This window comes from Leptotrichia sp. oral taxon 847, from assembly GCF_001553645.1.
Taxonomy (GTDB): domain Bacteria; phylum Fusobacteriota; class Fusobacteriia; order Fusobacteriales; family Leptotrichiaceae; genus Leptotrichia.
The window spans coordinates 942,979-956,711 of the sequence record NZ_CP014231.1; the positions used below are offsets into that span (position 1 = coordinate 942,979).

The 13,733-nt window shown below is 30.6% G+C and carries 14 protein-coding genes; 5 read left to right on the forward strand and 9 right to left on the reverse strand.

Features of this window, described 5'->3' with window-relative positions; genetic code table 11:
• Positions 1 to 7: 7 nt before the first annotated feature.
• The 9 genes from AXF11_RS04315 to AXF11_RS04360 all read right to left on the reverse strand — a co-directional run bounded on the left by AXF11_RS04315 (position 8) and on the right by AXF11_RS04360 (position 9,130).
• Complete coding sequence (locus AXF11_RS04315) at positions 8 to 331, reverse strand: putative heavy metal-binding protein (protein ID WP_068155272.1); 324 nt, start codon at positions 329 to 331, stop codon at positions 8 to 10.
• A 33-nt stretch (positions 332 to 364) separates the two neighbouring features.
• Positions 365 to 1,390: a 3-deoxy-7-phosphoheptulonate synthase gene (gene aroF, locus AXF11_RS04320; protein ID WP_068155274.1), complete on the reverse strand. Its 1,026-nt coding sequence runs from the start codon at positions 1,388 to 1,390 to the stop codon at positions 365 to 367.
• A gap of 110 nt (positions 1,391 to 1,500) precedes the next feature.
• Positions 1,501 to 2,517 (reverse strand): 3-deoxy-7-phosphoheptulonate synthase, encoded by a 1,017-nt coding sequence (gene aroF, locus AXF11_RS04325; RefSeq protein ID WP_068155276.1) that lies wholly within the window; start codon positions 2,515 to 2,517, stop codon positions 1,501 to 1,503.
• Positions 2,518 to 3,605: 1,088 nt separating this feature from the next.
• Complete coding sequence (locus AXF11_RS04335) at positions 3,606 to 4,322, reverse strand: ABC transporter ATP-binding protein (protein WP_197416846.1); 717 nt, start codon at positions 4,320 to 4,322, stop codon at positions 3,606 to 3,608.
• 16 nt (positions 4,323 to 4,338) lie between these two features.
• Positions 4,339 to 5,097, reverse strand: a complete 759-nt coding sequence (locus AXF11_RS04340; RefSeq protein WP_068155281.1) for an ABC transporter ATP-binding protein — start codon at positions 5,095 to 5,097, stop codon at positions 4,339 to 4,341.
• 18 nt (positions 5,098 to 5,115) lie between these two features.
• Entirely contained in the window at positions 5,116 to 6,213 is a 1,098-nt protein-coding gene (locus tag AXF11_RS04345; RefSeq protein ID WP_082729380.1) for a branched-chain amino acid ABC transporter permease, read from the reverse strand.
• A 22-nt stretch (positions 6,214 to 6,235) separates the two neighbouring features.
• Positions 6,236 to 7,132, reverse strand: coding sequence for a branched-chain amino acid ABC transporter permease (locus tag AXF11_RS04350; RefSeq protein ID WP_068155284.1), 897 nt, complete (start codon positions 7,130 to 7,132; stop codon positions 6,236 to 6,238).
• Between the two features lie 131 nt (positions 7,133 to 7,263).
• Positions 7,264 to 8,379: an ABC transporter substrate-binding protein gene (locus AXF11_RS04355; RefSeq protein ID WP_068155288.1), complete on the reverse strand. Its 1,116-nt coding sequence runs from the start codon at positions 8,377 to 8,379 to the stop codon at positions 7,264 to 7,266.
• 406 nt (positions 8,380 to 8,785) lie between these two features.
• Positions 8,786 to 9,130, reverse strand: a complete 345-nt coding sequence (locus tag AXF11_RS04360) for a hypothetical protein (RefSeq protein WP_068155290.1) — start codon at positions 9,128 to 9,130, stop codon at positions 8,786 to 8,788.
• Positions 9,131 to 9,337: 207 nt separating this feature from the next.
• Here AXF11_RS04360 and AXF11_RS04365 point away from each other — a divergent pair, with 207 nt between their 5' ends.
• The 5 genes from AXF11_RS04365 to AXF11_RS04385 all read left to right on the forward strand — a co-directional run bounded on the left by AXF11_RS04365 (position 9,338) and on the right by AXF11_RS04385 (position 13,720).
• Positions 9,338 to 10,042: a response regulator transcription factor gene (locus tag AXF11_RS04365; RefSeq protein ID WP_068155292.1), complete on the forward strand. Its 705-nt coding sequence runs from the start codon at positions 9,338 to 9,340 to the stop codon at positions 10,040 to 10,042.
• A gap of 130 nt (positions 10,043 to 10,172) precedes the next feature.
• Entirely contained in the window at positions 10,173 to 11,432 is a 1,260-nt protein-coding gene (locus tag AXF11_RS04370; RefSeq protein ID WP_231724765.1) for a sensor histidine kinase, read from the forward strand.
• A gap of 228 nt (positions 11,433 to 11,660) precedes the next feature.
• The gene (locus AXF11_RS04375; RefSeq protein WP_068155298.1) at positions 11,661 to 12,068 is read left to right on the forward strand and encodes a polyketide cyclase; all 408 of its coding nucleotides are present in this window, start codon (positions 11,661 to 11,663) and stop codon (positions 12,066 to 12,068) included.
• Between the two features lie 12 nt (positions 12,069 to 12,080).
• Positions 12,081 to 12,524 (forward strand): MarR family winged helix-turn-helix transcriptional regulator, encoded by a 444-nt coding sequence (locus tag AXF11_RS04380; protein ID WP_068155301.1) that lies wholly within the window; start codon positions 12,081 to 12,083, stop codon positions 12,522 to 12,524.
• A 539-nt stretch (positions 12,525 to 13,063) separates the two neighbouring features.
• A complete protein-coding gene (locus AXF11_RS04385) occupies positions 13,064 to 13,720 on the forward strand; it encodes a thiamine diphosphokinase (protein WP_068155303.1) in 657 nt (218 codons plus the stop codon).
• The last annotated feature ends 13 nt before the right edge of the window (positions 13,721 to 13,733 follow it).

The following is a 13,733-nucleotide window of genomic DNA, read 5'->3' on the forward strand; positions in this document are numbered from 1 at the left end:
CACCATTTTACTCTTCTATCACAACGGCAGTACCACTGCAAGTAACCATAAGCATTCCATTATCCGCACCTAACACTTCATAATCCATTTTTACTCCAACAATAGCACTCGCTCCTATTTTTTTCGCTCTTTCTTTCATTTCCTCCAAAGCTTCTGTTCTAGCCGAAGACAATTCTTTTTCATACCCTTGGGATCGCCCCCCGAAAAAGTTTCTAAGTCCCGCTCCTAAATCTTTTAAAAAATTAACTCCTGTTATAACTTCACCAAAAACAATTCCTTTATACTCCAATATTTTTTTATCTTGAACCTTATTCGTAGTTGTTATAATCATAATCATTCATCTCCATTCATCATATTTATAAAATTATTTTATTTTGAAAGTTTTTCCTAAAACATTTGCAATTTTTTCCACATTTATCATCAAGTGCTCAAATACTTCTTCTTTTAACGATTGTGGTCCATCTGACAACGCTTTATCCGGCTCTGGATGAACTTCCACCATAAGTCCGTCTGCTCCCGCTGCAATTCCCGCCATTCCTAGCGGCTCAACCATCCAGTATTTTCCAGTCGAATGTGCTGAATCCACTATTATCGGTAAATGTGTCAATTTTTTTATCATTGGCACTGCGTTTAAATCTAGCACATTTCTATATGCGGTCTCGTAAGTTCTTATCCCTCTTTCACAAAGAACTACATTTTCATTTCCGCCAGCCAAAATGTACTCTGCCGACATCAGCCATTCCTCAATAGTTGCACTCAGTCCTCTTTTCAAAAGCACTGGAATATTTGTTTTTCCCACTTCCTTTAGAAGATCAAAGTTTTGCATATTTCTTGCTCCCAATTGAATCATATCAAGATGTGGTCCAAACTCGTAAAGTTGAGAAATTGACATCACTTCACAGATTATTGGAAGCCCTGTTTCCTCTTTTGCTTTTTTCATAAGCTCTATTCCTTCCATTCCCAGACCTTGAAATGAATACGGTGATGTTCTTGGCTTAACGACTCCTCCTCTTAGCATTGTTGCCCCATATTTTTTTACTATTCTTGCGGTCGTTAAAATTTGTTTTTCATTTTCAACTGAACAAGGTCCTGCCATCATCACAAGATTATTTCCTCCAATTCCAACATCTCCCACTTTTACAATCGTGTCTTTTGGATGAAATTTTCTACTTGCCCTTTTGTACGGTTCTTGCACTCTTTGCACATCAATTACATATTCCAAAGACTGAATGTGTTTAATATCAATGGTACTAATATCTCCTACCAATCCCAAAATTGAATATTCCGCTCCAATAATCGGTTTTACTTTAACGTTATTTTCTGTTTCCAGTCTTTTTATCAATCTATCTAACACACTCTTATCAATACTTCCGTCTATTTTTATAATCATAAATTCACTTCCTTTTTACTTTAAATCAAATCTATCAATTCTTGTTTTATTTTTTCTTTTACATCATCCCACAAATGTTCAATTTTTACCTAAAAAAATCTTTTCAAATCCTACTTAAAAGTTTTTCCCAGTACATTTGCAATTTTTTCCACATTTACCATCAAATGCTCAAATACTTCTTCTTTTAACGATTGTGGTCCATCTGACAACGCTTTATCCGGCTCTGGATGAACTTCCACCATAAGTCCGTCTGCTCCCGCTGCAATTCCCGCCATTCCTAGTGGCTCAACCATCCAGTATTTTCCAGTCGAATGAGCTGAATCCACTATTATCGGTAAATGTGTCAATTTTTTTATCATTGGCACTGCGTTTAAATCCAACACATTTCTATATGCGGTCTCGTAAGTTCTTATCCCTCTTTCACAAAGAACTACATTTTCATTTCCACCAGCCAAAATGTACTCTGCTGACATCAGCCATTCCTCAATAGTTGCACTCAGTCCTCTTTTCAAAAGCACTGGAATATTTGTTTTTCCCACTTCTTTTAAAAGATCAAAGTTTTGCATATTTCTTGCCCCCAATTGAATCATATCAAGATGTGGTCCAAACTCGTAAAGTTGAGAAATTGACATCACTTCACAGATTATTGGAAGCCCTGTTTCCTCTTTTGCTTTTTTCATAAGTTCTATTCCTGCCATTCCTAGACCTTGAAATGAATACGGTGATGTTCTTGGCTTAACGACTCCTCCTCTTAGCATTATTGCCCCATATTTTTTTACTATTCTTGCGGTCGTTAAAATTTGTTCTTCATTTTCAACTGAACAAGGTCCTGCCATCATCACAAGATTATTTCCTCCAATTTCAACATTTCCAACTTTTACAATCGTGTCTTTTGGATGAAATTTTCTACTTGCTCTTTTATACGGTTCCTGCACTCTTTGCACATCCAGTACACCATCAATTGACAAAACTCTGTTTACATCTACAACACTCGTATCCCCAACTAACCCAACTATTGTATATTCGCTTCCATATGACAAATGTGGCTTTAAATTAAGCTCTTCCACTCTTTTCAACAATTTTTCCATATTTTCTTGTGAAACATTTGCATCTACTTTTATAATCATAGATTTTCCTCCATTTATTTTTTATTTATTTATAACAAAAAAACTCTCTTTGATAGGAGAGTTTGTAAATCGCACTTAATATTATACAGTGAACTACTCCCACTTGTAGAAGAGGGAGCTTCTTGGGAAGTATCTGCTTTTGCTAGCCAAATATATTTACCAAGCTCTTTGGGCAGTCCCTGCCCTGACTATGAATATTATACCATATAAGAGCTGTTATTTCAAGCTATATTCTGCAATTCATCTCCCACTTATAGAAGAAGGAGAATTCTTGCTAAATATTGTTAAAATTTATAAATTATCAATTTTAAAAAAAATTTATTAAAAGCCAACAACTACTAAAATTATGTGAAATACACATATTTTCCTACCAAATAACTACATTTTATAATTTTTATCTCTACTTTACTTCCAAAATTTGCAAAAGTGCAAATTACACCTACTATCCTACATTTTTTTATTTTTTACCTAATTATTTTAACAAAAATATATTTAATTGTCAACTTGTGAAATTTAAACCATCGGAGTAAAATATTTACAGATAATTTTTAATTTCAATATTTTTTAATTTATTTTTGTTTACAAAATGTTATTTTGCTAAATATAGTTTTTTATCTTTTTACATAAGGGGAAAGGACCGCCATTTCCCCTTATATCCCCACGCTCGTCTAAGCATTTTTTTGAAGCAAAGCCGAAACTCGCACTAAACGTGCTCAGACAGTCGTCTTTACTCCAAAAAAATCACGACACCTTTTGTATAATAGTAAAATTTAAACCGTCGGAGCATTTTTATGTGCTGACAAAACTGTCTGAGCACAATCAGTGCGAGTTTTTTGGCAGTGCATAAAAATGACGAAGACTAGCCGGGGTGCAGGGGTGCGGCGATGAGCACTTCTGCTTAAAAAAAAGAAATTATTTTAGTAACTTCGTGGGTTGAATAAAAAACTTAAACTAAAAGTTTTTATTTACACTTAAATGTTTTTCTTTGTTAATTTTTCTCAGTAAATTAGATTTTAAGAGAACTCACGCTCATCTAAATATTTTTGCGCATCGATAATTTTAAAAAAAAGTAAAAAAAAAGGAGGAAATTATCCCCCTAGATATGCTCTTTTTATTTCCGAATTTGTTAAAAGCTCTTTTCCTGTCCCTTCTAAAATTATGCTTCCTGTTTCCAAAACGTAACCTCTGTCAGCGATTGACAGAGCCATATTTGCATTTTGCTCAACTAATAAAATTGTTACATTGTCCTCTTTATTTATTTTTTTTATTATTTCAAAAATTTCCTGAACTAACAGAGGAGCAAGTCCCATTGATGGTTCATCTAACAAAAGTAACGACGGATTTGACATAAGCGCTCTTGCCATTGCAAGCATTTGCTGTTCTCCTCCACTCATAGTCCCTGCAAGTTGTTTTTTTCGCTCTGCTAATCTAGGGAATAATGAAAACATATGCTCCATATCTTTTTTTATTCCAGCTTGATCATTTCTAATAAAAGCTCCCATTTCCAAATTTTCTAAAACTGTTAGTTCTGTAAAAATTCTTCTTCCTTCTGGAACATGAGCCATGCCTTTATTTACAAGTTTATGAGCTACAGTATTTGTCGTATTTTCTCCATTTAATGAGATTTCTCCAGATTTTATTGGAACTAATCCCGAAATTGCATGTAAAGTTGATGTTTTCCCTGCTCCATTTGCTCCAATCAAAGAAACGACTTCTCCTCTTTTTATATGAAATGAAATACTTTTTATGGCGTGAATTACACCGTAATAGACATTCAAATCATTGACTTCTAAAATATTTACCAATTTTCTCCTCCTTTCTTTATTCTCCCAGATACGCTGCGATAACTTCTTTATTTGACTGTATTTCACTTGGAATTCCTGAAGCTATTATTTTTCCAAAATTTAGTACATAAAGTCTCTCACAAATTCCCATAACTAAATCCATATCGTGCTCAATAAGTAAAATTGAAATTTTAAATTTATCTCTGATAAAACTTATTGTTTTCATCAATTCCTTTGTCTCATTCGGATTCATTCCCGCAGCAGGTTCATCTAATAAAAGCAATTTTGGATTTGTAGCTAGCGCTCTAGCTATTTCCAATTTTCTTTGCTGTCCATATGATAAATTTCCCGAAATGATATTAGCCATCTGTGCCATATCAAAAATATCCAATAAATCCAGCGCTTTATCTGTAACTTCTTTTTCTTCCCTCCAAAATCTTGGGAGTCTTAGTATAGCTTCAAAAGTGTTATATTTCATACTGCTGTTAAGTGCCATTTTTACATTGTCCAACACCGTCAAATTTTTAAATAATCTAATATTCTGGAACGTTCTTGCTATTCCCAATGCAACTATTTGTGGAGTTGTTTTTTTATTAATGCTTGTTCCATTTATGGAAATATCTCCGTCAGTCGGTTTATAAACACCTGTAAGTAAGTTAAATATTGTTGTTTTCCCAGCTCCGTTAGGTCCAATCAGCCCTATTAACTCACCTTCTTTTATCTCGATATTAACATCGTCTACAGCTCTTAAACCACCAAAAGATATTCCTAAATCAGTCGTTTTAAGTAATGACATATCTATCTCCTAATTTCTTTATTTTTTTGAGTTTCTAATCTCTTTAATCCGTTGTTTCGTTTCATGGAAAGTAAATTCTTTTGTTCCAAAAATTCCTTTTGGTCTGAAAATCATTAACATAATAAGAATTATCGAATAAATTAAATATCTAAATTGTGAAAAATCTCTTAAAAATTCACTTAACACAGTTAAAATAACTGCTGCGATAACTGCTCCAGTTATACTTCCAAGTCCACCCAAAACAACCATAACCAAAATTTCTATTGAAAATAAAAATCCAAATTTATCTGGCGCTAAAATTCCGACATTATGAGCAAATAATGAACCTCCTACTCCCGCAAAAAATGCTGAAAAAGCAAATCCATAAAGTTTTACACGATTTAATTTAATACCAATATTTTCTGCCGCAATTTCATCTTCTCTAATTGACATAACTTCTCTACCTTTTCTTGAAGTCATCGCCATAACAACAATAATAATCGAAATTACAACAATAAAATACACATTTGAAAATGTTATAAGTCCTTGAGGAATTCCACTAAATCCTGTCGCTCCTCCAAGAAAATCCAAATTTTGAATAATATATTTTACAATTTCTCCAAACGCAAGAGTAATGATAGCAAGATAATCTCCTCTCAAACGAAGTGTACTAGCTCCAACTAAAAATCCGAATATTGCTGCAATAATTCCGCCAAATAGTGAAACTATAAGAAGATGCAATGTTGCAGGTAAATGATAATTTACTAATATTTTTGAAATATAAGCCGCTGAATATCCACCAATTGCGATAAATCCAGCTTGTCCTAAATTAAGCTGTCCCATAATTCCAACAGTCACATTAAGACTTACAGAAAATAATACAAAAATTAAAATAGTTATATAAATTCCACGAGTGTAGCTAAAAATATCATTTGGATCAATTGTCAAACTTAAAACTACATAAAGTAAAATAATTGAAATAACTGTTACTACATAATTTTTCAACTTAAATTTATTAAAATAATTCAAATTACCCCATTTTGACTGTCTTTGTTCTTTGTTTTTCTTTTCAACTTTATTTTTTTGCAAAGCAGTTCCTTTGTCTAAAGGTTTCTTTTCCTTTTCCTTATTTTCCATCTTTGTCCTCCTTTCCCTGTAATTAAACTTTTTCTTTCATATTTTTTCCAAATAATCCATTTGGTTTAAAAATAAGTATCAAAATCAAAATTCCAAAGACTATTGGATTTGCCCAAGTTGTAAGAAAAGAACCTTTTACATACGCTTCCAAAAGTCCTAGTACATATCCTCCAACCATAGCTCCAGGAATACTTCCTATTCCACCAAATACAGCCGCAATAAATGCTTTTAATCCTGGAAGCATTCCCATATATGGCTCAATTTGTGGATAGACAATGGCATAAAGCGCTCCACCTAGTGCACCTAGCCCAGAACCGATTGCAAATGTAATAGCTATTGTTTTATTTACATTTATTCCCATAAGTTGTGCTGCTCCTGTATCTTGAGATACCGCTCTGGTTGCTTTTCCCAATTTTGTCTTTTTGATAAATAAATTTAGCGCAACCATGCAAATTATGGTTACAACGATGACAAAGATAGTTAACATACTGATTTCAACAAATCCCAAATTTAATTTTTTACTATCTGATAAAAATCCAGGAATATATTTCTGATCAATTACTTTTGGTGTAGCTCCAAAAATGATAAGTGCGACACTCTCTAATAAAAAGCTCATTCCGATTGCTGTTATAAGTGCTGAAATTTTAGGTGCGTTTCTAAGTGGTCTGTACGCAAAAAAATCGATTACAACGCCTAAAATAGCACAAAAAATGATTGACAAAAGTATCGCAACTATTAACGGCATACCGCTTGATACTGCAATAAAAGTCAAATACGCTCCTATCATAAGTATATCTCCATGCGCAAAGTTTATAAGTTTTACAATTCCATAAACCATCGTGTATCCAAGAGCGATTAAAGCGTAGATACTCCCTGTCTGGAGACCGTTAATTGTCTGCTCAATTAAATTTTTTAACATTTTAAACTCCTTTAATTATAACTAATTCGATTACAATTTTTTTAATTTATAAATTAAAAAAGTTCAAAATGGTATTAAGAAAATCCTAGTACCATTGAACTTCAAAAAATTATTTTTATAAATTTTCTAACTTAAAATTTTTCTTTTAAAGAAAGTTTTCCATCTTTTACTTCAATAAATGTAACTTTTTTTTCTGGATTTCTGTTTTTATCATATTTCAACGAACCTGTCAATAAATTATCTCCACTAAAGTTTTTGATTGCATCTCTAATCGCTTCTTTTGAAGATAAATCTTTTACAGATTTTAGTGAAGTTTCTAAAATAGTACCTGTGTCATATCCAAGTGCTGCAAACATAATTGGATCTAGTTTATATTCAGTTTTATACGAATTTATAAATTTTTTAGCTATTTCAGAACTGTCATCTGAAGCGAACTGACTGGCAAAAATAGCTCCATTTGCGACTTTTCCAAAGTTGGTCTGGATTCCATCCCAACCGTCTCCTCCCATAAATTGAGAAGTTATTCCAAGATCTTTCGCTTGAGTTAAAATTAAACCTATTGTATTATAGTAGTCCGGTATAAAAATCATACTTGAATTATAACCTTTTACTTTTGTTAAAACTGCTTTGAAATCTTTGTCATCAGCAGTATATTTTTCTTCTTTAATTTGAATTCCTAATTTTTGAGCCTGTGCTTTAAATGCGTCAGCTAGTCCCACTGAATAATCACTTGTAGAATTAGTCAAAATGGTTACAGTATTAAATCCTTTTGATTTTGCATATTTTGCAACAGCTTCACCCTGATAGGGATCTGTATAAGTTGTTCTAAATACAAAGTCTTTATCTTTTGTAATATCAAAAGCTGTTCCTGTAGCTGTTATCATAGGGATTTTAGCTTGTTCAGCAAGTGGCGCAATAGCTAATGAAGGTTTTGAAATAACTTCTCCCATTAAAACATCAATTTTATCTTGCGAAACCATTTTTTTGAAAATGTTTATAGCTTCTTGTGTATCTCCTTTACTGTCAGCTTCAACAATTTCTATTTTTTTCCCATTAATTCCGCCAGCGGCATTGATTTCCTTAACTTTTAATTTAAATCCATTTACTGTTGCCACTCCGTATTGAGCGACATTTCCTGTAAGTGGCGCAATAACTCCGATTTTTATAACGTTTGAATCCGCCTTTTTAGAACCGCAGCTCATTACAAATAGTGCCATCATTGACATCAAAAACAATATTTTTTTCATAAATCTCACCTCGTAATTATTTCTTAAAATTTTCTCACAAATATAGTTAATATTTTTTATTTAATTTTTAACTATATTAAATATTTTCCTATACCCAGGAATACTAGCCTCCTTTCTCATAAAATTTTTTAAATATCTTCCAGTTGTCAATAATTATACCATATATTATCTAAAAAATAAATTGTTATTTTTATAATCCATAAAGTAAAATATTTTAAAGGTAAAAAAAGGAGAAGTTTAATTCTCCCTTTATCTGAATAAATTTAATAAGTTTTTTTATTTATTTCTGTATTTCACAATTAATTTTGTTATTCCAAATCAATATATAAATTTTCATTTTTCACTTATAATACTAATACGAAATTCAAATATTTGAAACAATATTATACAGAAATTCCTAATTCTTCTAGTGTTTTACTACATAAGCAATAGTATAAATTAAACCTATAACCATCAACACTGCAGCAACAAGCATAAAAAATCCACTTATTATTATTGAACAAACATTCATAAAATTACGATTTTTTTGATTTTTTATGCATAAAACAGACAACACGAAAGAACATAGAATACACAAGGCATTTACTGCACCAAACATATGTGCTATTACATAATTTACCTTAAATATTGACATAATTTGACTTAAAATAGGTACTGCGCTCATAATTAATGCTATTCTGCTAGCCATTAAATGTTGTTTTTTATCTGCAAAAACATCATCGCTTAATTTTTTTATTAGTTCCATTTTCATAATAATCTTCCTCTCATCTATTAATTTTTTTTATATTTATTTTATATTCCCTTCCTTTCCTACACTCATATATTACCACATCAACCTTACGATAACATTCTCTCTACTTTACATTTACCTTACTTTTTTGAAAAATAAAAAATTAAAATTAATTTATATGGTATAATAAATTATATAATTTTAAGCATCAACGGAAGGAGAGTTGAAATGATTGAAAAATATTTGACAAATAAATGTATTTTAATTGTTGATGATGAGCAGGAAATTTTAGATATGACTATATCAATTTTAGCTGATTACGGGTATAAAAATATACAGACTGCAAAAAGCGTGAAGGAAACTATGAAATACGTTGAAGAAAAACAGCCTGATTTAGCGATACTGGATGTTATGCTTCCAGATGGGAACGGTTTTGAATTACTGGAAAAGTTGAGAAAAGCCAGTAATTATCCAGTATTATTTCTTACAGCACGTGGAGAAGATGAGGATAAATTCAAGGGCTTTGGATTAGGGGCGGATGACTACATTGTAAAGCCTTTTTTGCCAAAAGAGCTTTTGTTTAGAATTACAGCAATTTTGCGACGAACTTACAAAAAAGAAAGTCCAATTGTAAATTTAAATGGCTGTCAAATTGATTTTTCTCGTGGAGAAATTATAAAAGATAATAAAATTATACCGTTAACTGCAAAGGAATATGAATTATTACAGACTCTTTATCGAAACGCAGGACATATTGTAACCATAGATACATTGTGTGAAGCTGTATGGGGCGAAAATGCCTATGTCTATACAAATTCACTGATGACACATATAAGACGCATTAGAGAAAAAATTGAAATTAACCCTTCCCATCCTGTGTCATTAATAACAATGAAAGGATTAGGCTACAAACTAATTGTGGAGGGAAAATGATATGAAAAGCATACTAAAACTAATACGTCGTTTTATAATAACCTTAATATTAAGTTTTGTCCTACTTCTATTATTAAATATTTTTCTATACGGATTATGGATTGTTAAATATGTGTCAAAGGAGCCTCCTATGGACTATACATTTAAAGTAGCAGGTATGTTGAAATTTGAAAATGGCAAATACACTTTGCCTCACGAAATGACTGCTGATTTAAAAAAACAAAATATATGGGCAATCTTGATTGACAACGATTCAAAAAAAGTTATATGGCAAACAGACAATTTACCTGATGATATTCCAAAAGAATACTCAATATCTGATATTGCCATATTTTCACATGCCTATATAAAAAACTATCCTGTTTTCACTTCCAAAGTTGAAAATAATTTACTCGTGCTAGGCTATCCTAAAAATAGTTATTGGAAATACCCAGTAGCCAACTGGAAATACGGACTTGTTAAAAATATTCCAAAATTTTTACTTATACTTTTTTGTCTAAATATAATTTTTATATTTTTGATATACATTATTTCCAACTCTAAACTTCTAAGTTCTGTAAATCCAATAATAAAAGGCATACAAAATTTGGATAAAGATGCGCCTGTACATATTAAAGAAAAAGGTGTTTTGTCAGAACTTGCAAAAAGTATAAACAAAACTTCTGAAATTTTGCAAAATCAAAGGGAACAATTGCGAAATAAAGACACGGCACGAGCCAACTGGATTGCAGGAGTTTCTCACGATATTCGTACTCCACTATCAATGATAATGGGCTATACAAGCCAATTGAAAACATCTTTAAATCTATCAGATGAAACGGATAAAAAGCTTTCCGTCATTTTGAAACAAAGTGAGCGTATAAAAAATTTAATAAATGATTTGAACCTTGCTTCAAAATTAGAATATAATATGCAGCCTTTTGAGCAGAAAAAAGAAAATCTAGTAGCAGTCGTTAGGCAAGTTGTCGTTGATTTTTTGAATATGGATATCGATGAAAAATTTCCAATAGAGTGGAAGACGAAAAGTGATTTTGTATCTTGCTTTGCTAATATCGATAGTAATTTGATAAAACGAGCTCTAGCGAACTTAATTCAAAATAGCATCAATCACAACGAAAATGGATGTACAATTTACATATCGGTAAAAGAAGATGAAAAAAATTGCATAATTTGTGTTGAAGACAATGGAACAGGAGTTTCTGACAAAGAGCTGGAAAAGCTCAATAATGCCCCACATTATATGGTTTGTGATAAAAATACGACAGAACAGCGGCACGGTTTGGGACTTCTTATCGTAAAGCAAATTATTGATGTCCATAATGGTAAAGTTATGATGAAACATAGTGAATATGGAGGGTTTAAGGTTATTTTGAAGATTCCTAAAATTTGAAGAGATTTTTTTATAATCTTGTAAATAATCATATAAAACAATATAATAAATATATTTAATTTCTTGGTTTGAAGGGAGAAAAATGGAGAAAAAATATGTAATTTTTTTTAATGGTGAATATAAATATTCGCAGGAATTTATGGATAAGGAAGTATACTAAAAATATTGTTGACAAACATTGTAAAATAATTTATAATAAGTATACATATAATATAAGGAGGAAATATAATGGAATTTAGTTTTACTTTAAAAATCAAAGCAAAAAAAGAAGATGCGTGGGAATACTATGCAGATATTGAAAAATGGTATGATTGGGAAAAAGATTTAAAAAATATCACATTAAAAGGTGAATTTAAGACAGGTTCATATGGAACTATGGAACTTGAAGGAATGCCCCCTATGGAATACAAGCTTACTCTTGTAAAACCTTTTGAAGAATTTTGGGATAAAACAGAAACTCCGCTTGGAGATATTCTTTTTGGTCATCAAATAATTGATAACAACGATGGAAGCATAAATATAAAACATACTGTAATTTTAGACAGTGAAGATGAAAAGCATTTAGAATTTTTAAGCCAAGTTTTTTCAGATGTCCCTCAATCTATATTTATTCTAAAAAATTATTTGGAAAGATAAGGTGACTTGTGCTTGTTTACATCAAAATATAAAGATAATTCAGAAAAATCAACAGGATTGTTATTTATGAGGGTATACAATAAATGGCATTCTATGATAAAAAAAGAGCTAAAGAAAATGAACCTAACACACCCTCAATTTGTTGTTTTAGCTTCTCTTGCTTATTTATCGCAAAACGGCAACGAAGTCACACAAGTTATGATTTCAAAACTCTCAGGAATAGATGTTATGACAATATCTCAAATATTAAGTTTATTGGAAAAACATAACTTTGTAAAAAGAAAAGAACATTCAAGAGATACAAGGGCTAAAGCTGTTATTTTGAACAAAAAAGGAGAAGAAATATTACAAAAAGCCGTTCCATTAGTTGAGCAAATTGATGAAAATTTTTTCGAAAAGTTAGATACTGATGAAGGACAATTTAAACATTTTCTTGTCAGATTAAATGAAGAATAAGAAATATTATTTATAATTAATGAATATGTCAAAATTATCATTTTCATTATCATATTTAAAATTCAAAAAATAAAACAATAATTTATTTCAATAGGACTATTTACACAAAAATGTTATAGTCCTTTTTTTATAATTTATCAAAATATTCCTTAAAATTCTTTTTGTAAACTACATAAAATTCTTCTGTAGTTAATTCGCTCATAAATTATCCTATTTCATAAATATTATACTTTTTATTTTATAGTGAAACTTCTATAAAAGTGGCCTAGAAAGATAGTATAATAACATTATGGAATATGAAAAAGATTATAAAAAAAGAATTTTAAATTTTTATGACAAAAACATTATTTCAATTCGGCATAAGCTCTGGTACGCAGTTACTTCTGTTTTATTTGATAAATTAGTTCAATTTTAAATAGGTTTTACTATATTTACAGTTCACAATCTTAAAATAATAATTACAGTCACTGTCTTGTAAATAACCTGATAACGAAGTATAATGTAAATATTATTGCATTTCTTGAACTGAAGGGAGAAAAATGGAGAAAAAATATGTAATTTTTTTAAATGGTGAATATAAATATTCGCAGGAATTTATGGATAAGTTAGTTTCGGAAAATACAGTTTGCTTTTGTGCAGATGGCGGGGCAAATTCTGCATTTAAATATGGGAAAATGCCGGAAGTGATTATTGGAGATCTGGATTCGATTGAGAAAAAAGTTTTGGAATATTATAAAAGTAAAAATGTTTTAATAAAAAAGTTTCCAAAGGATAAGGATTTTACAGACTTTGAGTTAATTTTGGAGGAAATCCGTAAAATTAAAAAAGATAACAATTATTTGCAACAAGTATTTGTTGTTGGTGGACTTGGGAAACGAATTGACATGACTTTGAGTAACCTATTCATAATGGAAAAGTATAAAAATCTCGTTTTTTTGCAGGAAAATGAAGAAATTTTTTATGCAGAAAAGTCTTTTGTCCTAAAAAATAAAAAAGGATATGAATTTTCAATCATTCCAATTAATGAAAAAATTGAAAAATTAACCTTGAAGGGCTTTAAATTTGAAACGGATAAAATTGATGTGAAAAGGGAAAGTTCCAGACTTGTGAGCAATGTTATTCTTGAAAATGAGGCTAGTGTGGAATTTGAAAACGGGAAACTGATAATTGTTTTGAAAAAAAATAACAAAAAATAAAAAAGGATGTGCA

Coding starts and splice junctions, on each gene's coding strand:
- AXF11_RS04315 (WP_068155272.1), bottom strand. CDS start 331: ATGATTATAACAACTACGAATAAGGTTCAAGATAAAAAAATATTGGAG.
- aroF (WP_068155274.1), bottom strand. CDS start 1,390: ATGATTATAAAAATAGACGGAAGTATTGATAAGAGTGTGTTAGATAGA.
- aroF (WP_068155276.1), bottom strand. CDS start 2,517: ATGATTATAAAAGTAGATGCAAATGTTTCACAAGAAAATATGGAAAAA.
- AXF11_RS04340 (WP_068155281.1), bottom strand. CDS start 5,097: ATGTCATTACTTAAAACGACTGATTTAGGAATATCTTTTGGTGGTTTA.
- AXF11_RS04345 (WP_082729380.1), bottom strand. CDS start 6,213: ATGGAAAATAAGGAAAAGGAAAAGAAACCTTTAGACAAAGGAACTGCT.
- AXF11_RS04350 (WP_068155284.1), bottom strand. CDS start 7,132: ATGTTAAAAAATTTAATTGAGCAGACAATTAACGGTCTCCAGACAGGG.
- AXF11_RS04355 (WP_068155288.1), bottom strand. CDS start 8,379: ATGAAAAAAATATTGTTTTTGATGTCAATGATGGCACTATTTGTAATG.
- AXF11_RS04360 (WP_068155290.1), bottom strand. CDS start 9,130: ATGAAAATGGAACTAATAAAAAAATTAAGCGATGATGTTTTTGCAGAT.
- AXF11_RS04365 (WP_068155292.1), top strand. CDS start 9,338: ATGATTGAAAAATATTTGACAAATAAATGTATTTTAATTGTTGATGAT.
- AXF11_RS04370 (WP_231724765.1), top strand. CDS start 10,173: ATGGACTATACATTTAAAGTAGCAGGTATGTTGAAATTTGAAAATGGC.
- AXF11_RS04375 (WP_068155298.1), top strand. CDS start 11,661: ATGGAATTTAGTTTTACTTTAAAAATCAAAGCAAAAAAAGAAGATGCG.
- AXF11_RS04385 (WP_068155303.1), top strand. CDS start 13,064: ATGGAGAAAAAATATGTAATTTTTTTAAATGGTGAATATAAATATTCG.